The organism is Campylobacter concisus, from assembly GCF_002913745.1.
GTDB classification, from domain to species: Bacteria; Campylobacterota; Campylobacteria; order Campylobacterales; family Campylobacteraceae; genus Campylobacter_A; species Campylobacter_A concisus_R.
Genome location: NZ_PPCG01000042.1, coordinates 1 through 26052, shown reverse-complemented (window position 1 = coordinate 26052; position 26052 = coordinate 1). Strand labels below are relative to the sequence as shown.

At 40.9% G+C, this 26052-nt stretch carries 25 protein-coding genes and 1 tRNA gene; 14 read left to right on the top strand and 12 right to left on the bottom strand.

All coding sequences use genetic code 11. The features are described 5' to 3' along the window. Nucleotides 1-338 precede the first annotated feature (338 nt). Together CYO90_RS06095 and yedE are read right to left on the bottom strand one after the other, a co-directional pair. Nucleotides 339-415: transfer RNA gene (locus CYO90_RS06095), tRNA-Met, on the bottom strand. Between the two features lie 117 nt (nt 416-532). Then, on the bottom strand, nt 533-1591 hold the full coding sequence (gene yedE, locus CYO90_RS06090) for a YedE family putative selenium transporter (protein WP_103578852.1): 1059 nt from the start codon (nt 1589-1591) through the stop codon (nt 533-535). 136 nt (nt 1592-1727) lie between these two features. On the opposite strand from yedE, the gene CYO90_RS06085 reads away from it, so the two are divergent. Then, nucleotides 1728-2927, top strand: coding sequence for a molybdopterin molybdotransferase MoeA (locus CYO90_RS06085; RefSeq protein ID WP_103578851.1), 1200 nt, complete (start codon nt 1728-1730; stop codon nt 2925-2927). Nucleotides 2928-2977: 50 nt separating this feature from the next. Here the strand turns inward: CYO90_RS06085 and CYO90_RS06080 are convergent, their stop codons facing one another. Then, nucleotides 2978-4039 carry a TRAP transporter substrate-binding protein gene (locus tag CYO90_RS06080; protein ID WP_103572020.1) on the bottom strand — a complete coding sequence of 354 codons (1062 nt, stop codon included), beginning with the start codon at nt 4037-4039 and terminating at the stop codon, nt 2978-2980. Between the two features lie 92 nt (nt 4040-4131). On the opposite strand from CYO90_RS06080, the gene pyk reads away from it, so the two are divergent. The 3 genes from pyk to CYO90_RS06065 all read left to right on the top strand — a co-directional run bounded on the left by pyk (nt 4132) and on the right by CYO90_RS06065 (nt 6459). Then, on the top strand, nt 4132-5595 hold the full coding sequence (gene pyk / locus CYO90_RS06075) for a pyruvate kinase (RefSeq protein ID WP_103578850.1): 1464 nt from the start codon (nt 4132-4134) through the stop codon (nt 5593-5595). A 14-nt stretch (nt 5596-5609) separates the two neighbouring features. Beyond that, nucleotides 5610-5858, top strand: coding sequence for a hypothetical protein (locus CYO90_RS06070; protein WP_009294397.1), 249 nt, complete (start codon nt 5610-5612; stop codon nt 5856-5858). 76 nt (nt 5859-5934) lie between these two features. Then, a complete protein-coding gene (locus tag CYO90_RS06065) occupies nt 5935-6459 on the top strand; it encodes an arginase family protein (protein ID WP_258030674.1) in 525 nt (174 codons plus the stop codon). Between the two features lie 369 nt (nt 6460-6828). Here CYO90_RS06065 and dnaJ read toward each other — a convergent pair whose 3' ends face one another. Next, a complete protein-coding gene (gene dnaJ, locus CYO90_RS06060; protein ID WP_103578849.1) occupies nt 6829-7971 on the bottom strand; it encodes a molecular chaperone DnaJ in 1143 nt (380 codons plus the stop codon). A 123-nt stretch (nt 7972-8094) separates the two neighbouring features. Between dnaJ and CYO90_RS06055 the strand changes: the two genes are divergently transcribed. The 10 genes from CYO90_RS06055 to CYO90_RS06010 all read left to right on the top strand — a co-directional run bounded on the left by CYO90_RS06055 (nt 8095) and on the right by CYO90_RS06010 (nt 16488). Beyond that, nucleotides 8095-8766: a response regulator transcription factor gene (locus tag CYO90_RS06055; protein ID WP_021084939.1), complete on the top strand. Its 672-nt coding sequence runs from the start codon at nt 8095-8097 to the stop codon at nt 8764-8766. Further along, on the top strand, nt 8763-10019 hold the full coding sequence (locus tag CYO90_RS06050) for an ArsS family sensor histidine kinase (protein WP_103578848.1): 1257 nt from the start codon (nt 8763-8765) through the stop codon (nt 10017-10019). The genes CYO90_RS06055 and CYO90_RS06050 overlap by 4 nt, the downstream gene beginning before the upstream one ends. After that, nucleotides 10016-10588, top strand: coding sequence for a recombination mediator RecR (recR, locus tag CYO90_RS06045; RefSeq protein ID WP_103578847.1), 573 nt, complete (start codon nt 10016-10018; stop codon nt 10586-10588). The genes CYO90_RS06050 and recR overlap by 4 nt, the downstream gene beginning before the upstream one ends. Before the next feature lie 82 nt (nt 10589-10670). Further along, nucleotides 10671-12275 (top strand): anthranilate phosphoribosyltransferase, encoded by a 1605-nt coding sequence (gene trpD / locus CYO90_RS06040; protein WP_103578846.1) that lies wholly within the window; start codon nt 10671-10673, stop codon nt 12273-12275. Further along, complete coding sequence (locus tag CYO90_RS06035; protein WP_103578845.1) at nt 12275-12886, top strand: phosphoribosylanthranilate isomerase; 612 nt, start codon at nt 12275-12277, stop codon at nt 12884-12886. Before trpD ends, CYO90_RS06035 begins: the two co-directional genes overlap by 1 nt. Beyond that, nucleotides 12879-14060 carry a tryptophan synthase subunit beta gene (gene trpB / locus CYO90_RS06030; protein WP_103578844.1) on the top strand — a complete coding sequence of 394 codons (1182 nt, stop codon included), beginning with the start codon at nt 12879-12881 and terminating at the stop codon, nt 14058-14060. The genes CYO90_RS06035 and trpB overlap by 8 nt, the downstream gene beginning before the upstream one ends. Then, nucleotides 14053-14802 carry a tryptophan synthase subunit alpha gene (trpA, locus tag CYO90_RS06025; protein ID WP_103578843.1) on the top strand — a complete coding sequence of 250 codons (750 nt, stop codon included), beginning with the start codon at nt 14053-14055 and terminating at the stop codon, nt 14800-14802. Before trpB ends, trpA begins: the two co-directional genes overlap by 8 nt. Before the next feature lie 77 nt (nt 14803-14879). Then, nucleotides 14880-15299: a chemotaxis protein CheX gene (locus CYO90_RS06020; protein WP_002942548.1), complete on the top strand. Its 420-nt coding sequence runs from the start codon at nt 14880-14882 to the stop codon at nt 15297-15299. Further along, the gene (fliN, locus tag CYO90_RS06015; protein ID WP_002942551.1) at nt 15296-15613 is read left to right on the top strand and encodes a flagellar motor switch protein FliN; all 318 of its coding nucleotides are present in this window, start codon (nt 15296-15298) and stop codon (nt 15611-15613) included. Before CYO90_RS06020 ends, fliN begins: the two co-directional genes overlap by 4 nt. Continuing rightward, complete coding sequence (locus CYO90_RS06010) at nt 15610-16488, top strand: excinuclease ABC subunit A (protein WP_103578842.1); 879 nt, start codon at nt 15610-15612, stop codon at nt 16486-16488. The genes fliN and CYO90_RS06010 overlap by 4 nt, the downstream gene beginning before the upstream one ends. 908 nt (nt 16489-17396) lie before the next feature. On the opposite strand, the gene CYO90_RS06005 is transcribed toward CYO90_RS06010, so the two are convergent. The 8 genes from CYO90_RS06005 to CYO90_RS05970 form a co-directional block, all read right to left on the bottom strand. Further along, nucleotides 17397-18845, bottom strand: a complete 1449-nt coding sequence (locus tag CYO90_RS06005; protein ID WP_103578841.1) for a Ppx/GppA phosphatase family protein — start codon at nt 18843-18845, stop codon at nt 17397-17399. 3 nt (nt 18846-18848) lie between these two features. After that, complete coding sequence (locus CYO90_RS06000) at nt 18849-20066, bottom strand: sensor histidine kinase (protein ID WP_181000226.1); 1218 nt, start codon at nt 20064-20066, stop codon at nt 18849-18851. Between the two features lie 38 nt (nt 20067-20104). Continuing rightward, nucleotides 20105-20776 (bottom strand): homeostatic response regulator transcription factor HsrA, encoded by a 672-nt coding sequence (gene hsrA / locus CYO90_RS05995; protein WP_002942555.1) that lies wholly within the window; start codon nt 20774-20776, stop codon nt 20105-20107. A 76-nt stretch (nt 20777-20852) separates the two neighbouring features. After that, on the bottom strand, nt 20853-21179 hold the full coding sequence (locus tag CYO90_RS05990; RefSeq protein ID WP_103578840.1) for a dihydroneopterin aldolase: 327 nt from the start codon (nt 21177-21179) through the stop codon (nt 20853-20855). After that, the gene (gene plsY, locus CYO90_RS05985; protein ID WP_087582126.1) at nt 21176-21787 is read right to left on the bottom strand and encodes a glycerol-3-phosphate 1-O-acyltransferase PlsY; all 612 of its coding nucleotides are present in this window, start codon (nt 21785-21787) and stop codon (nt 21176-21178) included. The genes CYO90_RS05990 and plsY overlap by 4 nt, the downstream gene beginning before the upstream one ends. 59 nt (nt 21788-21846) lie before the next feature. Then, complete coding sequence (locus CYO90_RS05980) at nt 21847-24135, bottom strand: ATP-binding protein (protein ID WP_103578839.1); 2289 nt, start codon at nt 24133-24135, stop codon at nt 21847-21849. Between the two features lie 8 nt (nt 24136-24143). Beyond that, nucleotides 24144-25226, bottom strand: coding sequence for a PilZ domain-containing protein (locus CYO90_RS05975; RefSeq protein ID WP_009294380.1), 1083 nt, complete (start codon nt 25224-25226; stop codon nt 24144-24146). Nucleotides 25227-25348: 122 nt separating this feature from the next. Next, a complete protein-coding gene (locus tag CYO90_RS05970) occupies nt 25349-25948 on the bottom strand; it encodes a peroxiredoxin (protein ID WP_002942572.1) in 600 nt (199 codons plus the stop codon). Nucleotides 25949-26052 lie beyond the last annotated feature (104 nt).

The following is a 26052-nucleotide window of genomic DNA, read 5'->3' as shown; positions in this document are numbered from 1 at the left end:
GCAAAGCCTTCGCTTTTTGTCTGTTTTTGGTAGTGCTGTTTTGTTAAGATAGAGTTATAAGAGACTTTCATAGCTTACTCCTTGAAATTTAGCTTCAAAGAGTAAGCAAGAGTTGTGCCGTAAATTTAAGCGAGATAAATTTATGTTTGTTCACTTTGAGATAAAAATTTTATCTATCAGTAAAAATAAAAGCAAATTTATAGAAAGCATCTTGTAAAATAAAACAATCCTGAAAAAATGTACCGCTTTTTTTAAAAAGTGTACCATACTTTTAGGAAATTTTAAAGAAAGGGAAACTGCAAAAAGGGCAGTTAAAGTATCGATAAGTAGGACATCTATGGTGTCACGGGGGAGACTTGAACTCCCGACCTCCGGCTTATGAGACCAGCGCTCTAACCAGCTGAGCTACCGTGACAACTTAAAATAAGTTTTGGATTATACAACCTAAGAACTTATTTTTAGCTAAAATTTATCTCACTCAAATTTTATAGATATAAAAAACAAATTTGACTGCAAAAGCAGTCAAATTTAGTTAAGCTTTTTTAGTGAAAAATCCAACGTAAATAGCGTATATAAAACCGATCACTACGGCATACGGGGCAAAAGGTGTGATGCCAGCTCCTGAGCTTGCTAAGATAAAGTTGTGGCTTATCGCAGCTCCAGCTCCCATGCCTAAAACAAATACAGCTGAGCTTAAATTTCCAGCTCCCATTTGCACTAGGTGTTTGCCAGGGCAGCCGTAGCTTAGGCTAAAGCAAAGACCAGCGAGCGTCATGCCTAAGAAATTCCAAAGCATATCATTGTGAGCGATAGGTTGTCCTTCAAAGCCAAATTTGTATTGATTTAGCACTAAATTTGTGATGCTTGCAAAAAGAACGATAGAGACGATGCCATAAAACATCGAAAAGTCACGTTCAAAAACTTTGCTGATAGCTCCTACTGAGCAAAATTTACTTCTTTGCATAAATGCGCCGATGATGATGGCACAAATAAGCGAGATAAATAAATTTGCATGCTGTGAGCCTGGACCTTTTTCTGAGCTGAATAATGCGCCATTTTCACCAAGTTTTAGACCAAAGATAAGTGCTAGTAAAAGCAAAATAGCAATAATCAGTGGCAAAAACCCTATCGCCTTTGCTGTGGTTTCACTCTCAGGCAAAACATAGCCATTTTTCTTAAAAGCCCGTCCCACAAAAACGCCAGCAAATAAGCCAACAACGCCAGCTATGGCGGTCATATCTCCGCCTCCAAGACGTAAAAATGCTCTCCAAGGGCAGCCTAAAAATATGAGGCAGCCTATCATCGCAAACACGCCTAAGAAAAACCTAGAAAATGCCGCGCTACCAGATACTGGAGTGAAATTTCTACTCCAAAGCATGCTAGCTAGAAAGCCTCCGATGATAAGCCCTAAAATTTCAGGCCTTAGATACTGCACAACTTTGGCCTGGTGAAAGCCAAGCGCACCCATGCTATCTCGTAAAAAGCAAGCTGCACAAACGCCCATGTTTGCTGGGTTGCCAAAATGAACGAGCACCGGACCAAGTATGCCAAGGCTCGCACCTGCGATGATGTAAAGTAGTGTTTTGTTCATGTAAATTCCTGTGTAAGGGTAAAACCAGACTGGTTTCTTAAACGACATTTTAATAATCATTAAATAAAACAAAGATTAATTTTTTGTAAAACAGAAGTGGCTAAAATATGCAAAAATTTCATAAAAAGGACAAATGATGAAAGATTTTATGAGCTATGCAGATAGCCTGAAAATTCTAAAAGATACGATAAATGCGTGGGAAAAGGTCGAAAAAGTAGCCATTACAGATGCGCTTGATAGAAATATCGCCTACGATGTCACAGCCACTGAGAACTACCCAGCAAAGCCAGTTTCGGCGATGGACGGTTACGCTTTTGCCTTTAAAGATGGACTAAACGAGCTTGAGCTCATCACTGATCTGCCAGCAGGTAGTGACAAAGGGCTGCATGTAGAGGGCAGTAAATGCGTAAAAACCTTCACCGGCTCGCTAATGAGCGAAGGCACCGACACTCTTGTGCCAGTTGAAAATGTCGAGGTTAGTGGCTCAAAAATAATCATCAAAAAGAGCGTGCCAAAGGGCTTTGCCGTGCGAGCAGTGGGTGAGAGCTACAAAAAAGGCGAAATTTTAATAAAAAAAGGCACACGTCTAACTTACGCTGAGATCGCGCTTCTTGCCGAGCTTGGCGTCTTTCACGTAAGTGTCTTCATCCGTCCAAGGGTGGCGATACTAGCAACTGGCAGCGAGATAAAAGACCTTGGCGAACCGCTTGATAGTTCAGCGCAAATTCACAGCTCAAACCACGTAGGTATCGCTATGCAGATACGCAAAATGGGCGCAGAGCCGATCCTTTGCGAGATCGTAAGAGATAAGGCCGAGCTTGTCGAAAAAGCGATCATAAATGCGCTAAAATCAGCCGATATCTTGGTGACGACTGGTGGCATCAGCATGGGAGACTATGACTTTGTAAAGGGCGCTTTAAATGAAAACTTTAAGCTCATCATCGAGGGCGCTGCGATAAAACCAGGCCGCCACATCAGAGTGGCAAAATCAGGCGATAAATACATCTTTGCGCTGCCTGGATTCCCTTACTCTGCGATGGTTATGTGCGTGCTTTATGTAAGAGTGCTTATAAACACTTGGTTTAGCCAAGAAGAGCCAAAGATCACAGCGATAATGGACGAAGACTACAAAAAACGCTCGCCATTTTTGGAATTTACAGCGGTAAATTTAGAAAACAGAGATGGCAAGATCTTTGTAAATTTAAATGGCAAAAAGCTTGGTAGTTCAGCGATCGTAAATAACCTAACAAACGAAGCTGCACTGCTTATCATCCCTAAAGAGACAGAATTTATCGCAAAAGGTGAAGTGGTAGAAGTTTTAAAGATGCCTTGCTAAGGGTAAAACTAAAATTTAGAGTAAAAAGCAGGGAGAGCTCCCTGCTGTGGTTATTTCTCTTCGTTTGTTTTGATGTAAGCGTAGTCAGAAATTTTAGTCCACTCTCTTGCTTTTTTGAGGAAAGCTCTTTGAGACTCGACGATCTCTTTAAATAGTGGATCTTTTGCGCTCTCTTCATCTAGTAGCTCGTTTGTAGCCTTTTTAAGAGCTGCGATGACCTCTGGCGGGAAAGATTTTACTTGGATGTCTGGATACTCGGCCTTCATCTTGTCCCAGTACTCTACGTTTGCGTAAAATACCTTAGTATTTACATCTCTTGCCACTTCAGCAGCAGCCGCTTCAAAGATAGCCTTTAGATCATCTGGAAGTTTTTCATACGCATTTTTGTTGAAGAAAAACTGAGTTTCGCCGTTTGGCTCTTGCCAGCCTGTGTAGTAGTATTTTGCCACTTTGTGGAAGCCAAGCGCCATATCGTAAGCTGGGCTGACCCACTCGACTGAGTCGATCGTACCCATCTCAAGTGCCATGTAAAGCTCGCCAGTTGGGATAGTGTTGATATTTGCGCCAAGTTTAGCGTAAATTTCACCGCCAAAGCCTGGAATTCTGATCTTTAAGCCTTTGATATCATCAACTGACTTGATCTCTTTTTTAAACCAGCCGCCCATTTGCATGCCAGTGTTGCCAGCTCTAAAAATTTTGATGTTATATGGATCAAAAACTTTCGCCTCTAGCTCTTTGCCGCCACCAAATTCATACCAAGCTGTTTGCTCGTCGGTATTCATCATAAATGGTGTCGCTGTAAAAAACATTGTCTTAGGGTCTTTGCCCTTGTAGTAGTAGCTAGCTGTGTAGCCGATGTCGTATTGACCGCTCTTTGCAAAGTCAAGCATCGCAAAAGGCGACTTGTGCTTTGACGGGTAGTCGATCCTGATCTCGATGCGGCCGTTACTCATCTTTTCGACCTTATCTTTTAGCTCTTTTGGCACGTCACCAAGTACTGGCATAGTGCTCTCCCATGAGGTTGCAAGCTTGAGCTTATAGACTTTGTCATCTCCCATGGCAGCGCAAGCAAGAGCTGCTAGGCCAAGAGATGCTAATAAAAATTTATTCATACTCTCTCCTTTAAAAATTTTGCATATTATACAAAAAATTTACATTATTAAAATGTGTTATAATCGCAAAAATCAAATTACAGGGCATAAAAATGATAAAAAAGACGAAAATTGTAGCGACTTTAGGGCCAGCAAGTGACAACGAAGAGACGATGGAAGCGATGGTTAAAGCAGGGGTTAATGTTTTTCGTTTAAATTTTAGCCACGGAACACACGAATACCACAAATCAAACATCGACAAGATAAGAAACATCGAAAAAAGACTAAACAAACGCATAGGCATCTTGCAAGATATCTGCGGTCCAAAGATCAGAGTTGGCAAACTTAGCGAGCCATTTTACTTAAAAGCTGGCGATGAGCTTAGCATCTACGCAGAGGATATCGTGGGCGAAAAGATCGAAAAAGGCGTTTATAGAGTGAGCCTAAATCAGCCTCAAATTTTACCTATGCTAAAGGCAGGCGAGTACGTCTATCTCTACGACGGCTCGATAAGAGCAAGAGTTACAGGCGAGGGCAAAGATGTGGTAAAAACCATCATCGAAAATGACGGAATTTTAAACTCAAATAAAGGGGTAAATTTCCCAAATACCGCCCTTGGCATCGACATCATCACGCCAAAAGATAAAGAAGATATGGAATTTGGCGCAAAGCAGGGCGTAAATTTTGTCGCCATTAGCTTCGTGCAAGATGCAAATGACGTGATAAAAGCAAGAAATATCTTAAAAGAATTTGGCTCCAAAGCGGCTATCTTATCTAAGATCGAGAAATTTGACGCGGTCGAAAATATAGATGACATCATCGCAAAGAGTGACGGTATCATGGTAGCTCGTGGTGATCTTGGTATAGAAGTGCCATTTTACAAGGTGCCAACCATACAAAAGCTCATCATCAAAAAGGCAAATGCAGCCAGCAAACCAGTCATCACAGCAACGCAGATGATGCTAAGCATGGCAGAGCATGAAACTGCCACAAGAGCGGAGATCAGTGACGTGGCAAATGCCGTGCTAGACGGCACTGATGCGGTTATGCTAAGTGAGGAAAGCGCGATCGGCAAAAACCCAGTCGCGGTCGTAGAGGCGATGAGCAAAACGATCATCCAGACGCAAAGCATCTATCCATACAATAAATTTGACGAATTTGACTTTTTTGACGAGACTGACATGGTCGCAAATAGCGCAGCTTCGCTAGCTGTTCGCATCAAGGCAAATTCGATACTCTCTATCACAGGCTCTGGCAAATCAGCCATAAAGCTAGCTAGAAACCGCACAAACATCGACATCATCGCTATCGCGCACGACGAGCAGACAGCTCACATGCTGACCCTTGCTTGGGGCGTGACGCCAGCGCTTGTGCTTGAAAAGACAAAGCTAAATGTCCTACTTGCAAATGTCATCAAAAAGGCTTACGACGCTGGATACGTTGAGCATGACAAGACCTATCTCGTCACAGCTGGCCACCCAACAGGCGTAGAGGGCAGCACAAACCTCATACGTATTATCAGACGCGACCAGCTTGATTATTACTTAGACCTTGCGAAAAACGGCGAGCAAAAGTAGATCGGAGTAAATTTATGAAAATCATAAGGCTACTCTACCCAGACTACCTAAGTGGCGGTCTGCCGATCTATCACTTCGGCGCAAATTTGCTTCAGCATATCTTGCCACAAAATGCAAATCAACCCTTGATAAAGGTAGATATAGCTCCGCCTGATGGCAAAGAAAAAGAGGTCGTGGACGGAATTTATGCTAGAGCCGATGTTATAGCTGGCGTAAAAGATGCCACCGACAAGATCTGCCAAGAAAATCCCGATAAGATCTAACGATCGGCGGCACATGTTTTGTTTCACTTGCCCCATTTGACTATCTAAAAGGCGGGTATGAAAATGCCGGTGTCATTTGGATAGACCACATCCAGATGTCTCAATGTCAAAAGATGGCTATCCTATGGCCCATGCCATGGTGCTTGGAGCGCTTTTGGGAAATGGTGACGCTGAGCTTTTGTCTATTGTGAAAAATAAGAAATTTAGAGCAGATGAGGTGCTTTACGTAGGACTGCAGGGGCTACATGACTGCCAAAAAGCCTTTTTAGACGAGGTGGGCGTGGATTATGAGGTGCAAAGTGATAAATTTATCTCAAACGAAAAAATAGAAAATTTCATAGCTAAATTTGATCAAATTCTGGTTCATTTTGATATAGATGTGCTCGATGAAAAGTTTTTTCACTCGACATATTTTGCAGACCCAGATGCTGGCGGTGACGGCTCTGGAGGCGGAAAGATGAAATTTGATCAGCTAAGTGAAATTTTATCTCTCATCTCACAAAAAGCTGACGTGGTTGGTTTTAGCATCGCCGAATATATGCCCTTTGACGCGTATAAAATGCATCAAATGTTTAATAAAGTGAAAATTTTTACTGAGTGAATGGCAAATTTATATCTCAAGGCAAATTTTAAAAATTCATTCACCCCTAAGAATTGACTACTAAAATTTGGCTTCACTCATCGCTTAGCTCAAATTTTAGAGCCGAAATTACTCGTTCATGAAATTTTAAAATTTACTTGACACTTACCTGTTTTGATAAAGCAAATTATGCAAATTTTAAAATCTTACTCGCTTGCCTTAGCAACTTACTAAATTTAGGGCTCATAACTATTCGCCACTAAATTTAAAAGCGTGATATGCTCGCTCATGAAATTTTAAAATTTGTGTGAAATTTACTTGTAAAAATTAGGATATAAAATTTATTTTGAAAGATTTTGTGACGCCAAATTTAGCGTCACAAATTTAAATTTATTTTTTCTTTTTGCCTTTTGGCTCGTCGCCTTTAAACCAGCTTTTTATCTTGTCAAAGACGCTCTCATCGGTGCTTGACTTGCCTGAAACTATGCCAAAGCTAGCTTGAAGCTTATTTAAAAGCTCTTTTTGCTCGTCGCTTAGTTTGTCAGGTGTTTGGATAGAAATTTGAGCTACAAGTCTGCCTTTTTTGCGTGAATTTACACCCTTGATGCCCTCATTTTCAAAGATAAATTGCTGCTTATCTTTCGCGCCAACTGGTAGTTTTAGCTCTGTTTCACCGCGAAGAGTTGGGATTTTTATGCTCTCACCAAGAACAGCTTGGGTAAAAAATACTGGAATTTCTATATAAACGTCGTCATTGTGGCGGATGAAGTGCTTGTCCTCTTTTACATTTATGCTCACGTAAAGATCGCCTTGAACGCCGTTTGCACCGATATTACCTTTGCCAGCGACCCTCATCCTCATGCCACTATCAACGCCCTCTGGGATTGTGATTTTGACGCTTTGTTGCTGGATTTTATAGGCTTTTGCGTTGCAGTCAGGACATGGCTCGCTTATCACTTCGCCAGATCCGTGGCAGTATGGGCACTCTTGAACGATATTCATAAAGCCATTTACACGTGTGATCCTGCCGCTTCCGCCGCAGTGCTGGCAAGTTTTGTTTTTGCCATCTTTGCTGCCTGTGGCGTTGCATGTTGGGCAAGGCACTTTTTGATCAAATTTGATCTCTTTTTCGCAGCCAAAAACAGCTTCGTTAAACTCTAAATTTATAGGAATTTCAAGGTCGGCTGAGTACTTTTCGGTTCGTCTTTTTCTCTGCCTAGAGCCACCGCCAAAACCGCCTCCAAAAAACGAGTCAAAAATGTCTGAAAGGTCAAAATCAGCGCTAAAGCCACCGCCACTGCCAAATCTACCCTCAAGCCCTTCTTTGCCGTATCTGTCGTATATTGAGCGCTTTTGCTCATCGCTTAAGACCTGATAGGCTTCGTTTATCTGTTTAAATTTCTGCTCAGCCTCTTTGTCGCCAGCATTTCTGTCTGGGTGGTATTTTAAAGCGAGCTTTCTAAAGGCTTTTTTTATCTCGTCGCCACTTGCATTTCTTGAAATTTCAAGGATCTCGTAATAATCAAACTCCACATTTTTCCTTGTTTATTAAGCTTATTTTAAATGTGAGATTTTATCCAAAAAAGTTTAAATTTAAAAAAAAATTTACATTTTTGCCGTATAATCTCTACTATTTTTCAATGAAAAGGATGATTTATGATTAACGTTTTAATGATAGAAGACGATCCAGAATTTGCACAAATTTTATCTGAATATCTTGATAGTTTTAATATAAAAGTGACTAACTTTGAAGACCCATATCTAGGGCTAAGTGCCGGCATAAAAAACTATGACCTGCTCATACTTGACCTTACATTACCTGGCATTGACGGTCTTGAAGTTTGTAAAGAAATTCGCCAAAAATACGACATCCCTATCATCATAAGCTCAGCTCGCAGTGACATCAGCGACAAGGTCGTTGGACTTCAGCTTGGAGCGGATGATTATTTGCCAAAACCATACGATCCAAAAGAGATGTATGCTCGTATCACAAGTCTTATAAGAAGATATAAAAAGACAAACGAAGTTCAAGAAGAGGTCCTTGATAGCGCATTTAGGATAGACGACAAGCGCCATGAAATTTACTTTAATAATGAAGCCCTTGCTCTAACACCAGCTGAGTATGAAATTTTAACCTATCTCATCAAACAGCACAGCTTTTCAGTATCTCGCGAGCAGCTAGTTTATAACTGCAAGAGCCTAAAAGATAAGGACTCAAAGAGCCTAGATGTCATCATCGGACGTCTTAGAACAAAGATCGGTGACAGCTCAAAAGCGCCAAAACATATTTTTTCAGTTAGAGGCATAGGATATAAGCTTATCGGATGAAATACTCCATAACCACCAAGATAACTATCATCTTTGCCATCGCTTTCTCGCTGATGTGCTTGCTCTTTGTGACATTTGCAAATATTCAGCAAGAAAGTGCGCTTGAGAAGCTAAAAGATAAGCAAATAAGCGCTATGAACTATCTTGTGGCGCTTTACGAGCGTGGTAATCCTCCAAGAGATTTGGAGCACTACTTTAAAAATTTCAACCTAGAATACGTCGGCAACAAAAATTTAGCCACCTCAGTTACTACAAGCGGAAACGCCATTTTTACACAGCACACGCCTCTTGGCATGATGCAGTCGGTTAATTACAAAGGTGATTTGTATCTGCTCATCAAAAATCCATCTTTCATGCTGCTACTTGAGAGTAACGACGCAAGACACGTAAATGACCCGCTTTGGGTGGCATTTTTGATCATCTCGGCTCTGCTCATCTCGCTTTATGTCTCGGTGCTTAGAAGCCTTTTGCCACTTAGAAGACTTAGCAAAGATATCAGGAAATTTGCCAGCGGAAATATGGAGATGGCGATGACTGCTAGGCTAAATGAAAACGAGCAAGACGAGATCGGGCAGGTCGCAGTTGAATTTGATAACGCCGTTTGCAAGATCAGAGAGCTAATTCGCTCAAGGCAGCTATTTTTACGTGCGATCATGCATGAGCTAAAGACGCCTATTGGCAAGGGCAGGATCGTCTCTGAGATGGTGGCAAACGACACTCAAAAGATGAGGCTCATAAACGTTTTTGAGCGCCTTGAGATGCTGATAAATGAATTTAGCAAGGTCGAGCAGCTCCTTTCAAAAAGCTACGCGCTAAACTATCAAGAGTGCCATTTTTCACTCATTCTAGAGCAGGTGCAAGACATGCTCATGCTTGATAAATTTGAAGAGCGTGTGAGCTGTGACATCAGAGATGACGTCATACTAAGAGTGGATTTTCAGCTTTTTAGTTTGGCGATTAAAAATTTGATAGACAATGCCCTAAAATACGCAGAGGACAAGAAAGCCATTTTGATTTGTGATAGCGAATTTATAGCGGTTAAAAATTTAGGTAAAAAGTTAAATCACCCGATTGATTACTACAAACAAGCCTTTGTTAGAGGCGATAAAGTGAGTGCGGGAAGCGGCATGGGGCTTGGACTTTACATCATCGAGCAAATTTGCCAGATGCAAAAATTTGAACTAGTTTATGACTATGAAGATGGCTATCACGTCTTTAAAATTTTACTTCGTGCAAAGGCAAAACGCGCATGAAAAGGGGCTTAGAGAAATTTAATGAGCTAACTGAGTCATTTGCTAAGCTACCAGGTGTCGGTAAAAAATCAGCCGCGAGATTTGCCTACTTTGTCTGTATGCAAGATAGCTTTGTAGGGCTAAGGCTCGCGCAAAATATCGAAGACGCGGTGAGGTTTATCAAGCGCTGTGAGCGTTGCGGTGGGCTAAGCGAAAATGAAATTTGCGATATTTGCAGCGACGAGAGCAGGGATAGCGAGGTCATCTTGCTGGTTGAGAGCCCAAAAGATATCTTGGTTTTTGAGCAAAATGGCATCTACAACGGCCTTTACTTCGTGCTTGACGAGATCGACGAGGACGCCATAGATAGGCTGCGAAGCGCTATTAAGCAAAATGGCTCAAAAGAGGTCGTCTTTGCCTTTACGCCGGGGCTAAATTCAGACGCGCTCATGCTTTACGTCGAGGATAAGCTTGGCATGAGTGAAATTTCATTTAGTAAGATCGCTCAGGGCGTGCCAACTGGTGTAAATTTAGAAAACGTCGATATGCTCTCACTCCTAAAAGCCTACGAGAGCCGCACAAAAGCCTAATTAAAATTTCTTTTAGTTATAATCTCACCTAAATTTATAATATTTAGTCCGCGCAGCCGCCGCTAAATTTAAAGGATAGAGATTGATTTTACTTATAGATAACTACGATAGTTTTGTCTTCAACGTCGAGCAGTACGTAAAAGAGCTCACAAACGAAGAGGTTAGATGCGTTAGAAACGACAAGATAATGCTTGAAGAGATCAAAAAACTAAACCCAAGTAAGATCATCCTAAGCCCAGGGCCAAAGCACCCAAAAGATAGCGGAGTTTGCTTAGAAATTTTGCAGGCCAACCTTGGCGTGCCGGTGCTTGGCATTTGTCTTGGACACCAAGCCATAGGGCTTAGTTTTGGCGCAAAGATAAAAAGACTAGACGACCCGCTTCACGGCAAGACCTCGTTTATAGACGTGAAAAACAAAGAGCCGCTCTTTGCAGGGCTGCCTGAGCGCTTTGAGGTTATGCGCTACCACTCGCTCTATGTCGATGAGCTCCCAGCTTGCTTAAGCGCCGATGCGGTCAGTGATGATGGCGTAGTTATGGCACTTAGCGTAAAAGATAAGCCGATCTTTGGCATCCAGTTTCACCCTGAGAGCTACTTCACGCAATACGGCAAAAAGATCGTTGAAAATTTTGTAAATTACAAAGCAAAAGAAGAGGTAAAAGAGCCTAAAATTCGCTCACTCAAGCCATATCTTATCAAGCTTCAAGAAAACATCCCGCTTGATGATAGCGACTTTGAACAAATTTGCGAGATAATAGCCAGCAAAGAGTACGAGATCGTGCAGCTTTCGGCCCTTTTGGTGCTAATTAGTGAAAAGAGCCTCTATCCAAAAAGTCTCGCTGCGCTTGCAAAAAATATCCTAAAATACTCGCAAACTTACCGTGACGATACACCTATGATCGATCTTTGCGGCACTGGCGGCGACGGCTTTAAGACGATAAATATCTCAACTACTGTGGCATTTATCCTTGCAAGCCTTGGCATAAAGGTCGCAAAACACGGCAACAAGGCAGTTTCAAGCAAGTCAGGCAGCTCTGATGTGCTTGAAATTTTAGGCGTAAAAAGTGAAAAATCACTAGCAAAACAGCGTGAAAATTTAGCTAGTAAAAATTTAGCCTTCTTTCACGCGCCATTTTTCCACCCGCTAGTTGGCGAGGTGAGAGAAGTGCGCCAAAGACTTGGTATAAGAACCGTATTTAACGTGCTTGGACCGCTTTTAAATCCAAATTTAAACCTTACAAACCAGCTAGTTGGCGTCTATCATAAGCCTGTTTTAAAACTCTATGCCCAGACGCTTAAGATCCTTGGCAGAAAACACGCTTTGGTGGTCCGCGGCGATGACGGATTAGACGAGATAACGCTTTGTAGCGAAACAAGTGTCGTCGAGCTAAAAAATGGCGAAATTTTTGAATACAGCATCACGCCAGAGCAGTTTGGCTTTAAAAGAGCGCTTCACAGCGACATCGAGGGTGGCACACCTGAAGAAAACGCTAAAACCTTGATACGCACGCTAAAAGGCGAGGAGCAGGGGGCGAAATTTGACATCGTGGTCTTTAACGCGATGTTTGCACTCTACGCAGCCGATGGCGCAAAGAGCCCAGACGAGGCCAAAAAAATGGTTTTAGAGGCTATAAATTCTGGTAAGGCGTATAAATTTTATGAAGAGTTTATAAAGGCGCAAGCGTAATGGCGCTAGTTAAAATTTGTGGCATCAAAACGCTAGATGAGGCAAATGCGGTTTGTGCTTTGGATGTTGATTTTATAGGGCTGATATTTGCCAAAAGTAAAAGAAGAGTTGAGCTAAATTTAGCTAGGCAGATAGCGAAATTTGCCCACAGCAAGGGTAAAAAAGTTGTCGGTGTTTTTGCGGAGCAAAGTGATTGTGAGATAATGGAAATTTGCCAGTTTGCTGGTCTTGACGTGGCTCAGGTGCATGGAGTGGTGAGTGAAAATTTAGAGGCAAATTTAAAAGATATGGGGCTTGAAATTTGGCAGGTTTTTAGCGTGAAAGATAGCTTGCCAGAGGTTGATTTTAAGCATTTTGACATGGCGCTTTTTGACTGCAAGGGCGAAAATGCTGGTGGAAACGGCACTAGCTTTGAGTGGGAAATTTTAAAAGAGGTTAAGTTTAAATTTGGCATGGCTGGGGGCATAGGTGAGCACAACATAAAAGAGGCGCTGAAATTTAAGCCATGTCTAGTCGATATCAACTCAAAAGTCGAGGACGAAAATGGCATGAAAGACGCACAAAAGATAGAGAGAATTTTAAAGATCGTAGGTGAGGTAGAAGATGAATAGTAAGGCGTATTTTGGAAAATTTGGCGGGCAGTTCGTGCCTGAGACGGTGATGTTTGCCCTTGATGAGCTAGAAAATGCTTATGAGAGCATTGCAAAGACAAAAGAGTTTAAAGACGAGCTTGATGATCTTTTGAAAAACTACGTTGGCAGGCCTAGTCCGCTCTTTTTTGCAAAGCGCCTAAGCGAGCACTACGGACATGAAATTTACCTCAAACGTGAGGATCTAAACCACACGGGCGCGCACAAGATAAATAACGCTCTAGCTCAAGCGTTGCTTGCTAAAAAGATGGGTAAAAAGAAAATTTTAGCTGAGACTGGAGCCGGTCAGCACGGCGTGGCAACAGCGACTGCGGCGGCACTTTTGGGCTTAGAGTGTGATGTGTATATGGGAGCTACAGACGTTGCTAGGCAGCAGTTAAATGCCTTTCGTATGCAGCTTCTTGGCGCAAAGGTGGTTAGCGTAGAAGATGGCTTAAAAACGCTAAAAGAGGCGACTACAGCGGCCATACAAGCGTGGGTAAATGAGATAGAGAGCGCATTTTACGTCATTGGCTCAGCCGTTGGCCCACATCCATATCCAAAGATCGTGCGCGACTTTCAAAGCGTGATCGGCACAGAGGCAAAAGCTCAGCTTGAAAAATATGGCAAAAAGGCCGACTACGTCATCGCCTGCGTTGGCGGCGGCAGTAATGCTATTGGCATTTTTAGTGCGTTTTTGGACGATAAGAGCGTAAATTTAGTAGGTATAGAAGCTGGCGGACTTGGCATAGATACCCCTTATCACGCAGCTACGCTTAGCAAAGGCAAAACCGGCATCATCCACGGCATGAAAACGACAGTCTTGCAAGATGAATACGGCATGATCTCGCCAGTGCATAGCATCTCAGCAGGCCTTGACTACCCAGGCATCGGTCCAGAGCACGCCCACCTAAACGACATCAAAAGGGTAAGATATGAAGCTGTAACCGACGATGAGTGCATAAATGCCTTGTATTTTCTAAGCAAGATGGAGGGCATCATCCCAGCCATCGAGAGCGCGCATGCGGTGGCGTATCTGGAGAAGCTTTGCCCAAAACTTGATAAAAAAAGCGTCATCGTCGTAAATATCTCAGGCAGGGGCGATAAGGACATAAACACAGTCATCGGCTATGAAAAAGGAAAAATTTATGGATAAGGTTAGAAGCGCATTTAACGGCAAAAAGGCAAACATCGGCTACATTGTGGCTGGTTATCCAAGCTTAGAAAAAACGAAGGAATTTTTAGAAAATTTAGATGAGAGCACGCTTGATCTAGTCGAGATCGGCATCCCATACTCTGACCCACTGGCTGATGGCAAGCTCATCGCACAAGCTAGCTTTGAGACGGTGCAAAATGGCGTAAACACTGACGTTGTCTTTGATATGCTTGAGGGCTGCAAAGCAAAAGTGACAAAGCCACTTGTTTTTCTAGTTTATTACAACATCATCTTTGCTTACGGTGTTGATAAATTTCTCAAAAGATCACGTGAGGCAGGAGTTAGCGGCTTTATCGTGCCTGATCTGCCTTGTGAGGAGTGCGAGGAGTTTGCTCTAAAGTGCAAGGAGCTAAATTTATGCCTTGTGCCACTTGTAAGTGTCACCTCTGGGGGCAGGGCGGATGAGATATTAAAATTTGGCTCAGGATTTATCTATGTGCTAGGTGCTATCGGCGTTAGCGGCTCAAAAAGAGCCGATGAAGATAGGATAAAAAATTTAGTCCTAGAGCTTAAGAAAAAGAGCGATCTGCCAGTGGCTGTGGGCTTTGGCATCAAAAACAAAGATGATGTTAGCGAAGTGAAAAAATATGCTGACGCTGCGATCATAGGCACGCAAATAGTCAAGCTTTGCGCTAAATTTAGCGCAAAAGAGCTGGTTAAAGAGGTCGATAAACTCTTTTAAAATGCTTAATAAATTTATAGCTAATTTAGTAAAGCCAAAGTATAATTAACGCGCATTTCAAGTCTTAAGGAAGAGATATGAGAAAAGTTATAGATGAAGCCACGAGCTATCTTTGCAAAGATACTTTGGGGCTGGATTTAGAGTTTGGCAAGAGCCTTGGTAAAGGATTTTACGGGGCTAGCATACCAGTTTATAAGGGCAAAAGCGAGTATCAGTTTTATCTATTTTTTAAAAAAGATACTTTGAAAATTTTCATGAATGCCTTTTTTGGTCACGAAGATGTCGATGGTGGCGATCTGGACGATCTTTGCAAAGAGATAGCTAATCAAATCATCGGCAAGGCTAAAAATCTGCTAAATGAAAAAGAGCCAAATGCTTATAAACTCGGAACACCTGAGTTTTTGGGCGAGGTTGAGAATTTTGGCATAAAGCTAAAAGAGAAATTTATATATAAGATAAAAAATAGAACATTTCAAATAGGCTATAAGATACAATGAACGACGAAGGTGCGATAGAGACACTAGAACAGCTAGGGCTTTTTAAGAGCTATGACGAGCTTATGGATATAAGCGTTGATTTTATAGCTGAGCTAGGAACTACCACAGTTAGCATAAATGAGCTTTTGAAATTTGAAGCTGGCTCGGTCATAGACCTCGAAAAACCAGCTGGCGAGAGCGTGGAGCTATATATAAATAATAGAATTTTTGGAAAAGGCGAAGTAATGGTTTATGAGAAAAATTTAGCCATCAGGATAAATGAAATTTTGGACTCAAAGTCAGTTATTCAGTACTTCAAAAAAGAACTTTTATGAAATTTATACTATTTTTTCTGCTTTTCGCGACACAAATTTTAGCTTCTAACTTGCTAACATACAACATCTATGAGCGCACCGACAGGGTCGATATCATGCTTAGCTTTGATGCGCCTTACGAGGGCAACATCTTTCAAAAGCGAGAAAAAGATACGACCTCTTTGATACTAAATTCTCTAAGCTACGATCAAAGCGCGAGCAAGGACATAAACTCAAAGATCATTCAAGAGCTTGAGATAGAGCCAAAGCAAAACTCTTTAGTTTTAAATTTACGCTCAAATGATGCGATCATCGTAAATGCTTCAAAGACAACTGATAGCTTCGGACTTCGCATCCGCGTAACACTAAAAAATACAAAAACGCAAGTGCAAAATATGCCTCAAGCTAGCGCAAAGATAGAGACTGCTAGCACGCCAAAGGTAGAAAATGAACCTATGGTTAATATTGATTCGAGATATTTCATCGTCCTAAGTGTGCTCATCGCGCTTCTTATATTTTTATATGTTTTTAAAAGATATATCACTTCAAAAAGTAGTGACTTTAGTGGATTTAAAACGCCACAAAATCAACCACAAAACGACACAAAGTCGATGAACTGGCTGCTTAAAAATCAAAATAGCGGCGTCAATATCATCTACGAAAAATATCTTGACCGCACAAACAAGCTAATGCTTCTAAGCTACGAAAATAGACGCTATCTAGTGATAGTTGGCAGCTCAAACGTCATGCTTGATAGCTTTGGCGAGGATAAGATCCAAAATGAGCAGGACTTTGCAGTATTTTTTGAAGAAAATAAGAAAAAACTTGGCTCATTTTTGCAAGAGCGTCAAAATAGTCTAAATAACTACAAAGATAAAATGAGCGGGGAATTTTAGTCCCGCTTCGCTACTAAATTTAAAAATTTAGAAGAGCATTTTCACAAATTTTAAAATTTGCAATAAATTCTCTCATATAAGATGTATGCATTGCGTTAGCACTGAAGCATGCCCCTCTAACATGCGAGGGGATTGTGGGATCTAAAGGGAGATAAGGGGACAGCTTCGTGTCTGCCACGTAGTTGCGAGCCTACAAATTTTAAAATTCCACTCACTCGCAAGAATTGACTACTGATTTTAGGCCTCGCAAAGCTTACCACTAAAATCAGAGCCGAAATTACTCGCTCATGAAATTTTAAAATTTGCCCAAGCTTTTAAGTCGCATGCAGTGCTTTAGCACCATTGCATGCACATCTAACGTTGTCTGGGTTAGGGGATTGTTAAGGGGGAAGAAAGCTTCTTTGCTTCGTAAGCTCGCAACTGCAAGCAGACCGTAATTCAAGCCTCTTCCCCCTTAACAAAGAAGCAAAATTTAAATTTCTAAAAATCTATTTTGCAAATTTGAAAATCCCACTCACTCGCAAGAGTTGGCTACTAAAATTTGGCTTCGCCTACAGCTTAGCTCAAATTTTAGAGCCGAAATTACTCGTTCATGAAATTTTAAAATTTGTTTGACACTTACCTGTTTTAATAAAGCAAATTTACAAATTTGAAAACTTTACTCACTATCCTTGGTAGCTTACTAAATTTAGAAGCGTGATATGCTTGCCTATAAATTTTTAAAATTTGGCGCAGGTTGTTAATCGTATATAATATACGCTAATACATGAACTGCTAACGTAGTGAATAGATTTTGCTGTCTCGTTATCTTAAGTAAATAGTCGCTCAGTCTCATTTTTAGAAAAAACTAAATTTAAAATTTGCCCAAATACACTAGCGTTTTTTAAAAATATCAGCTACTTTTTGTCCTACACAAACGAAATGGCAAAAATTTCAGGTTTTGCGATCTTTTTTATCTCTTCTTTTGCCATGGCAAATTCTTTTGCACCCTCTATTTTTAGTGTGTGGCCGCTAAACTCAAAGCTTAAATTTAGCTTCTCACAGGTTATATCAAGTGCCTTGGCTAGCGCAAGGATGAAGCTTAGCCACCTTACGCACTCAGCCTTTGGTAATAAATTTTTATACCTTTCAAACTCATAAATATTTTTCTTGCCATTTGTGCCGATGACTGCGGCTATTAGTACCTTTTGCTCATGCGAGAAGCCGTAGTTTAGGGCATTTAGTATGATATAGGCCGAGTTTTTGTGATCGCCGTAAAAGCCTATCTCTTGACCGACGTTGTGGAGCTTTGCAGCAATTAGCAGTGTCTCAAGATAGCTCTCGTTTAGCCCATGAAGCTTTTTAAGCGCCACAAAAATATCCTTTGCATATCTTGCCACGGCTTTGTTGCAAGAGAGGATGAAGCGGTCTTGTAGGCTTTTGACGCTTGGGTTAAAATTTTCTGGAAATTTAAGACTTGGACGCAAAAAGTCTTTTAAAAAGACGCCCTCTCTTACGCCAACGCCACTTGTGATGACATTTTTGGCATTTAGTGCCTTGGCAAGAGCTAAAAATATATGTGCGCCCTCTCTGATGGTATCATATCTATCTTTTTTTATAGGGAATTTATTTAGCTCAAGCACGCTAACGTTTGCGATGCTCTCTATGTAGGCTTGCTCGTCGCTAAACTTGTAGCAAAAGCCATGCAGTGATGAGAGCGGATATAAATTTTTGCTCATTATAGCCGATGAGATCGCTCTTAAAGAGCCGCCGATCGCTATTAAATTTGGACACTTAAATCGCTCATCTATCTGCGCCGTGATCTGCGACAGAAATTTAGGTAGTTTGTTTAAATTTTTCTTATCAAAAAATAGCTCTTTTAGTCTCACTGTGCCTATATCAAGCGAGAGGACATCGACTATCTTGCCGTTACTTATCCTAGCAAGCTCGGTCGAGCCTCCGCCGATATCGATAGTGACGCACTCGGCTAGATTGTGAAGCAAATTTTTAGCCGCTATCGCTCCAAAAGTAGCCTCTTCTTTGCCGTCAATGACTTTTAAATTTATGCCAAGTTTTTTTCTTAAAAGCGAGATCAAAACGCCTGAGTTTGGAGCATCTCTAAGCGCTGAAGTGCCTACACATAGGACTTTGGAGCATTTGTAGCTTTTTATGATGCTATCAAATTCGCCAAAAGCTTTGATCGCTTTTTGCATTGAAGCTTCTGAAATTTCGTTGTTTGAGCCGTATCCACCTTCGCCTAAGCGCACTTTGGTTTTGTATTCAGCTAGTATAAAAAATGCTAAGCGTGACGTGCGCTCAAATATCGCCATACGCATAGAATTTGAGCCAAGATCGATCACTGCGGTTCTCTTTGCCATTTTTTATCCTTTTAAATTTAAAACGAGGCTTGCAACTGCTCCGTTTGTGTTTTCTCTATTTTTGATAGATATCTCAGCGCCAAGTGCCTGTGCTGCGCCTTTTGCGAGAAATAGTCCAAGTCCAGCACCACTTTTGTTGCCGTATCTTTTAAATGGAGCAAACAAGTCCTTGCTCTCGTCTATGCCCACACCCTCGTCGGTTACTTCAATGATAAATTTGCTCTTTTCAAGCTTTGAGCTAATCGTAATCGTGCTATTTTTTGGAGAAAATTTGATAGCATTTTGGACAAAATTTTGCACGATGTGAGTTAGCAGGCTGGTTTGGATATTTAGGTTAAAAATTTCAGGTTTTAGATCGAGTGCGAGATTTTTTTCTTCACCTTTTGCGAGCACCTCGTAGTTTTTGCCTAGTTTTTTCAAAAATGCGATCACGTCGGTATTTACTGGCTCTTCAAACTGCGCGCCCTCTTGACGGCCTATCTCAAGGACTGAGCCTATCATAGCGTTCATGCCGTTGATCGCTTCGTTGTTTGATTTTAGCGCTTCTATGTATTTTTCGCTCTCGCGTGGTTTTAAAAGTGTCACTTCGTTTTTGGTTTTCATGACGGCAAGTGGCGTCTTTAGCTCGTGTGCAACGCCTACAAAGAGCTCTTTTTGGTATAAGACAAAAGTTTGTATGCGAGAAATTAGTCTATTTATGCTATTACCAAGTGGCAAAAACTCGTCTGGCAAGCTTTTGATGTCGATCTCTTTTAGAAATTTCTCATCTAAATTTGTAAGCTTGTGACTTAAAATTTTTATAGGTATTAAAAGCATTCTTGATAAAAATAGTGCATAAAATAGCACCAAAAGTATCGCTGTGACGTTTACGATTATAATATCTATAAAAATTTCTTCGACTATCTGGCTTTGAAGCGTCGTCTCTTTTTCTAGGACTAAGTAGCTGCTGTCATCTAGCCTTGTTGTTAGAGTGGTTATACTCTTATCTTTTATCTTTTGCATCACAAGGTAGGGCTTTTCACCTTTAAGCTCGCCTGTTTTTACGGTGGCTAGAGTTTTGTTTGGGATTTCTATAGTAAAAGTTTTTAGATTGTTAGGATTGAAATTTTGTGGATTGTTTTTGTAAGCTGTGGCTTGCTGGTTTAGCTCACTAACTACGCTTTGAAAAACGGTAACTCTTATGTAGTGATAGAGCATCACCGAAACAACGGCAATTAGCATCATCGCACCAGATGCTAATTGCAGTATAAATCTATTTCTTAAGCTTTTTTGGGAAAGCAAAATCTATATCCGCGTCTTCTAACAGTTTCTATTGTTGAAATATTTAGTGGTTTGTCCATTTTTTGGCGGATTTGGTTGATAGCAACCTCGATAACGTTTGGAGTTACGAGCTCTGGCTCTTCCCAGATAGCGTCAAGTAGTTGCTCTTTAGATACGATTTGGTCTGAGTGTCTTGCAAGGTGAGTAAGCACCTCAAATGGCTTACCTTTTAGCTCGATGTCGCGGCCAAGATATGTGATCTTCTCTTCGTCAGGATTGATGATAAGCTCGTCTATCTTGATGATATTTGTGCCGCCAAAGCGTAGTCTAGCCTCTAGTCTAGCTACTAAAATGTCAAAATCAAATGGTTTTTTGATGTAGTCATCTGCGCCAGCTCTAAGTGCTTTTATCTCGCTCTCTTTGTCGTCTTTTGCAGAAAGAACTACAACTGAAGTGCGTGGAGATTTATGTTTTATGATGTTTATAAGATCAACGCCGTCACCATCTTGAAGCATCCAGTCAGTTAAAACTAAGTCGTAGTTTCTGATGCCGATGTAGTACTCAGCGTCTTTGAAATTTTCAGAGCTATCTGTCTGATAGCCAAACTCTTGCAACCCCTCAGCAATCGTCTTATTTAGCGTTACTTCGTCTTCTACTATTAAAATACGCATTTCTTTTCCTTAAACTAAAATTTATGGTCGATTGTATCATAAATTAAGAAATATTTCAAGATACTTTAATAAATTTTTAAAAAACAGTGCTGATTTTTGCACCGACAATTGCATTTGGTAAAATCTCGGTTTTTAAAATCTCCATATCTAAGCTAGTAAGCGAGCTAAACCTCTCTTTTAGCGCTTTGCAGGTTGCTTCCAGTGACTCTTCTACGCTTTGAAATTTCATCTCATTGTAAAATTCTTTTATAAAATCAGCCACCAAGACATAATCAATCAAGCTAGTCGAGCGAAATTCTAAGCTTACTTTTACCTCTTGCTTTGCAACTCGCTCAAAGTCAAACATCCCGATAACGGTTTGAAATTTATAATCCTTAATAATCGTTATTATTTCACTTTTCATACGACTTTTTGCTCCTTGCCTGAAAGCAGGCGAACGATATTTGGTATGTGTTTATAAACTACCAAAAATGCGATGATAAGTATCGGTGCGTGAGTGTAAATTTCATCAAGCTCTGGGTGGATAATAAAGCTTGATGCGATGAGAGCTATCAGCGCGCATAACGAGGCTAGAGAGCTTATCTTTAAAAATTTACCAACCAAAAACCAAACGACAAGAGCGATTATTATCTCAACTGGCAAGAAAAATGAGAGCACGCCAGCTCCAGTTGCCACGCCTTTGCCACCTTGAAAGCCTAAAAATATAGAAAAACAATGCCCCGCAACGCTTAAAACTGCCATCGTCCAAAGCACGCTTTGGCTAGCTCCAAGCAAAGAGGCTATGATGAGTGGCAAAACGCCCTTTAACACGTCACAAACTACGGTTAAAATGGCTAGCTTTTTTGCGAGTTTTGGGTTTGTTTGCTTTAAAACCCTTAAAACATTTGTCGCGCCTATGCTTTTGCTGCCCTCTTTTTTTATATCAACATGTCCAAAAATTTTTGCTAGTATGAGCCCTGACGGGATGCTGCCAAGCAGGTAGCTAACGGCATAAAGTATTAAATTTTGCATATTTTACCTTTTAAATTTAAAGAGAAATGATATTAAAAAAATTCTAATTTTTTTATAAATCATCTCCACAAAAGCACGATTTTTTCGTCGTAGATGTCGCTTTTCTTTGGCGAAATTTGCGTTTCGTTTATCGTGATATTTTTAACATCATTTGCCTCTTTTAGCGCATCGCACTCTTTTGCAAATTTCTCTTCGAGCTCGCTTATGGCTAAGCTTATATCATTTACGCTTTGCTCGCTAAGCTTGACGTCGCTTCGCTCTTTTAAGACCTTGTTTGCGCTTCTTGCACTTGATGCGATCTTGCCCGCGTTTTGGCGAGATAAGAGCTTGTTGCCAAATATCGCTCCAAATATGCTTGCGCCTATATTTATAGCTGCATCAAGGCCGCTTGTGGTCATCTCTTTTTGCTCTTTATCAAGCTTTGCAAGGGCTTTGTTTAGCTTATCTTGCAAGCTCTTTTGCTCTTTTTCAAATTTAGCCGTGAGTTTTGCGGTTTGCTCCTCTAAAATTTCATTGCACTTATCTTGAAGTCTTATGAAAAACTCCTCTTTTGACTCGTTTTCTTTTGAGTAAATTCCTATCGCTTCAAAGGTGTTAAATTTAAAATTTCTATACAAAAACTCTTTAAAATCTTTCTCTAAAGCGTCAAAATTTTTAGCGCTCGTTATGAAATTTGGCACAGTAGCAAAGCTTGCACCGCTTGGCTCATTTTCGCTCGCATCAACGTGCATGCCTTCGCTAGCCTCGCTCCAGTTTGGCTCTTTGTCGTTTTCACTAAGCTCGTAAAGATAGCTCACCTCACAAACGCTGTCTATGCCCTTTTTAGCGTCGTAAATTCTCACCTTTGCACTTGCAAGTAAATTTGGTGTGAGGCTTTTTGAGTTAGCATAAAGCTGCGTGATCGCACTTGAGATGATAGGTTTTGCACTAAATTTCATCTCGCTTTTATCTACATTTTGGCTGTTTAAATTCTCTTTTTTATCTTTCATCAAATTTGAAATTTGCTCACGGCTTAGCGGACCTTTTAGATAGCTAAGTGCCCAGCGTGTGGAGATAACGTTTAAGCCGTCTTCGTTTATATTTTTGAGTAAGAAATTTCTTTTGGCTAAATTTGATATGAGATTTTCAAGTGAGGCTTTGTCTAAGCTTGAGCCTGCGATGCCGCTTAGTCCGTCGATCACGCGGGCTTTATCCTGCGCTGTTTGGAGACGGCCGATGAACCAAGTGCCGATGTTGCTAAGGCCTTTGTAGTCAAGATCGACTGGGTTTTGCGTGCTTAAAACACAGCCTAAACCAAATGCACGGGCTTGTTTTAAGAGTGTGAGCATAGGCGTTTTTGACGGAGGGTTTGCGTTTGGCGGAAAGAAGCCAAAAATTTCATCCATATATAGGATCGCTCTAAGTGAGCTAGTGCCCTCTGTGCCGCGCATCCATGCGATGATCTCGTTTAGTAAAAGGGTGACAAAAAACATCCTTTCAGCATCATTTAGATGTGAGATGGTAAAGATATTACACTTTGCTTTGCCGTTTTCATCAAAAAGCATCTTTGAAATTTCAAGTCTAACGCCCTGCGTCCAGCCCTTAAAGCTTGGGCTTGCGATGAGCGCGTTTATCTTCATGGCAAGCTTTAGGCGCTCACTACTTGGATAGAAGGTATCCACGTCAAAAACGCCTATCTTTTTAAACGGTGGATTTGCTATGAAATTTATAAGCTCTTCGATGCTGACGTCTTTTTGCTCTTTAAATTTGCTCTCAAATATAGTGGATATTAGCAGCTGCTCTTTTGAGCTCATATCCTCAGAGCTCATGCCAATAAGCAATAGCACCGACGCTGCGAGCGAATTTATATAATTGCTAAAAATTTCCTCGTCACTAATATTTGGGTAGGCAAAGTCGCTAAGTAGCGCCACACCTATGCCAGCTGAGCTTTTTGGTGTGTAGATATTAAAGCTAGCGCTATCTTTTAAAATTTTTACGCGCTCAAGGTCTTGAAAGCTCGACTCTATGCCGTTTCTCCAAAGCTCGGCCTGAGCGGCGGCAAATTCCTCTACGCTTTGTCCTTTGTTTGCAGCCTCTGCTTCATCGACGTATGGTAAAAAATCCTCCGCTCTCATCTGCGGAAAGGTGAGGGCTAAATTTGTGATATCGCCCTTTGGATCGATGATGATAGAGGGGATGTTGTCTATGCAGGCCTCTTCTAAAAGCGTGATGCCAAGACCTGTTTTGCCGCTTCCAGTCATACCGATAATGGCTGCGTGGGTGGTCAGGTCTTTGTTTTTGTAAAAAAATGGCTCTTTATCTTTTAGTCCGATGTAAAAAAGTTTTAAATTTTCTTGTATGGTTTTCACTAATTGCCTTATTCGTATAAATTTATGCGTGAGCGAAGCTCGTCAAGTGTCTCTTTGACGCGCTTTTGCGTGAAGTCCTTTATCGTTTTGTCATCATCAACTAGCTGCATGCAGTATCTGATGTAGCCCTTGTATGCTAGCTCGGTGACTAGCCTTAGCTTTAAAGAGACGTTTTTTACTTCATCTGGTGAGAGCATGATGTCAAAATTTGCCTCTAGCTCTTCGCCGTCTTTAAAATTTGTAGCTTGTGAGCTTAATATACTCATGCCGCCCTCTGAGATGTCATAAAGGCTACCAACAAGCTCGCCTTGCTCTCCTTTTAGAGAAATTTTGGTAAAGCGGTTTGGCAAGACGCGCTGGAATTTTCTCTTGTTTGCATGCATGGTCGCTGTGCGTGAGAAATTTGAAAGAGTGACGCTTTTATCGGCGATATTGTAGTCGATGATGTCGGCGCGAAGTTGCTTTGAGAAGAAGCTATTTGGCAGGATAAAGCCCTTGCCATCTTGTTTCATGGCTAAAATTTGCATCATATCTACGCGAAAAACGACGCTATCTTCTTTAACCTCTAAAATTTCAGCTTCGTATTTTATATTTAGTCCATCGTATAAATTTAAAAACTCAGGGCGGACCTTGGCATTTTTCATGCGTGTAAATGTGTTGATCGGATCTTCATAAAAAAATGAGCCAGTATCGATCATCGTTTTTACCGTGGCTTCTTGGTGATCCTGTGTGTTATATAAAATTTCTTTCATCCTTGAGACGGCATTTACAAAATAGCCCACATATACTGCATCGTCGCAGGCGTGACTAAAATTTAGTGTCAAATTTAAGAGCAAAAAATTTACTAGCTCATCTTTTGCATTTAGTTTTGGTATTAGGCTGTTTAAGTCGTCGCGAATTTGTGTGGCATTTGGCTTTTGGATGAGTAGCGCATCAAAGATACTCTCAAGGCAAATTTTCATCTGCTCGTGTGGCACTACAAGGGTTAGTTGTCTGCAAAATTTGATGCCCTCATCTATAAATTTAGCTCTTAAACCAAGTATGCAATCCTCGCAATTTTCGACAAGTTCTTGCCTGCCCTTAAACTCCATGGGGTCTCCAAAAAAGGTTGTTTATTAAAACATCGCTATCATATATAAAGTTATATTAAAAAAATATTTAAATTTGTGTAGAGAGGAAATTTCTAGGCAAAGCTGCCTAGAAATTTGAATAATTATAGTTTGCTTTCGTTGTGTGAAAGGTAGTCAGCAACGCCTTCTGTGCTTGGTTTCATACCAGCGTCACCTTTGTGCCAGCCAGCTGGGCAAACTTCGCCGTGCTCATTTGTAAATAGCATAGTGTCTACCATTCTAATCATCTCGTCGATGTTTCTGCCAAGTGGTAGGTCGTTTATAACTGCGTGGCGAACTGTGCCATCTTTGTCAAGTAGGAATGATCCGCGAAGTGCTACGCCAGCGTCTTCTAGAAGTACGTCAAAGCCACGAGCGATTGATTTTGTCATGTCAGCTACGATCGGGAAGCGAACTTTGCCGATACCGCCTTTGTTTACTGGAGTCTCTTTCCATGCGAAGTGTGAGAACTGGTTGTCGCAAGAAACTGCGATAACTTCGATACCGCGTGACTTGAACTCGTCATATCTTTTGTCAAACGCGATGATCTCGCTTGGGCAAACGAATGTAAAGTCCATTGGATAGAAGAATACAACAGCGCCTTTTTCGCCGATGTTTTTGTAAAGGTTGAAATCATTTACAATTTGATTGTTTCCTAAAACTGCTGCAGCTGTAAAGTCAGGTGCTTTTTTTGTTACTAACATTTTTTCTCCTTAATAATAAATTTTATTGATTGCGAAATTATATCTATAAAAATTTAAATTCTAATTAAATAGATCTAAAAATTTAAAACAGTGTAATTTGAATA

Excerpts from the sequence above, each read along its gene's own strand:
- CYO90_RS06020 (WP_002942548.1), top strand. The coding sequence starts at position 14,880 with ATGAGAAAAGTTATAGATGAAGCCACGAGCTATCTTTGCAAAGATACT.
- CYO90_RS05975 (WP_009294380.1), bottom strand. The coding sequence starts at position 25,226 with ATGGAGTTTAAGGGCAGGCAAGAACTTGTCGAAAATTGCGAGGATTGC.
- recR (WP_103578847.1), top strand. The coding sequence starts at position 10,016 with ATGAAAAGGGGCTTAGAGAAATTTAATGAGCTAACTGAGTCATTTGCT.
- fliN (WP_002942551.1), top strand. The coding sequence starts at position 15,296 with ATGAACGACGAAGGTGCGATAGAGACACTAGAACAGCTAGGGCTTTTT.
- hsrA (WP_002942555.1), bottom strand. The coding sequence starts at position 20,776 with ATGCGTATTTTAATAGTAGAAGACGAAGTAACGCTAAATAAGACGATT.
- CYO90_RS05970 (WP_002942572.1), bottom strand. The coding sequence starts at position 25,948 with ATGTTAGTAACAAAAAAAGCACCTGACTTTACAGCTGCAGCAGTTTTA.
- CYO90_RS06050 (WP_103578848.1), top strand. The coding sequence starts at position 8,763 with ATGAAATACTCCATAACCACCAAGATAACTATCATCTTTGCCATCGCT.
- pyk (WP_103578850.1), top strand. The coding sequence starts at position 4,132 with ATGATAAAAAAGACGAAAATTGTAGCGACTTTAGGGCCAGCAAGTGAC.
- yedE (WP_103578852.1), bottom strand. The coding sequence starts at position 1,591 with ATGAACAAAACACTACTTTACATCATCGCAGGTGCGAGCCTTGGCATA.
- CYO90_RS06055 (WP_021084939.1), top strand. The coding sequence starts at position 8,095 with ATGATTAACGTTTTAATGATAGAAGACGATCCAGAATTTGCACAAATT.
- CYO90_RS06080 (WP_103572020.1), bottom strand. The coding sequence starts at position 4,039 with ATGAATAAATTTTTATTAGCATCTCTTGGCCTAGCAGCTCTTGCTTGC.
- trpB (WP_103578844.1), top strand. The coding sequence starts at position 12,879 with ATGAATAGTAAGGCGTATTTTGGAAAATTTGGCGGGCAGTTCGTGCCT.
- CYO90_RS06070 (WP_009294397.1), top strand. The coding sequence starts at position 5,610 with ATGAAAATCATAAGGCTACTCTACCCAGACTACCTAAGTGGCGGTCTG.
- CYO90_RS06000 (WP_181000226.1), bottom strand. The coding sequence starts at position 20,066 with ATGCTAATTGCCGTTGTTTCGGTGATGCTCTATCACTACATAAGAGTT.
- trpA (WP_103578843.1), top strand. The coding sequence starts at position 14,053 with ATGGATAAGGTTAGAAGCGCATTTAACGGCAAAAAGGCAAACATCGGC.
- CYO90_RS06005 (WP_103578841.1), bottom strand. The coding sequence starts at position 18,845 with ATGGCAAAGAGAACCGCAGTGATCGATCTTGGCTCAAATTCTATGCGT.
- plsY (WP_087582126.1), bottom strand. The coding sequence starts at position 21,787 with ATGCAAAATTTAATACTTTATGCCGTTAGCTACCTGCTTGGCAGCATC.
- CYO90_RS06035 (WP_103578845.1), top strand. The coding sequence starts at position 12,275 with ATGGCGCTAGTTAAAATTTGTGGCATCAAAACGCTAGATGAGGCAAAT.
- CYO90_RS05990 (WP_103578840.1), bottom strand. The coding sequence starts at position 21,179 with ATGAAAAGTGAAATAATAACGATTATTAAGGATTATAAATTTCAAACC.
- CYO90_RS06010 (WP_103578842.1), top strand. The coding sequence starts at position 15,610 with ATGAAATTTATACTATTTTTTCTGCTTTTCGCGACACAAATTTTAGCT.
- CYO90_RS06085 (WP_103578851.1), top strand. The coding sequence starts at position 1,728 with ATGAAAGATTTTATGAGCTATGCAGATAGCCTGAAAATTCTAAAAGAT.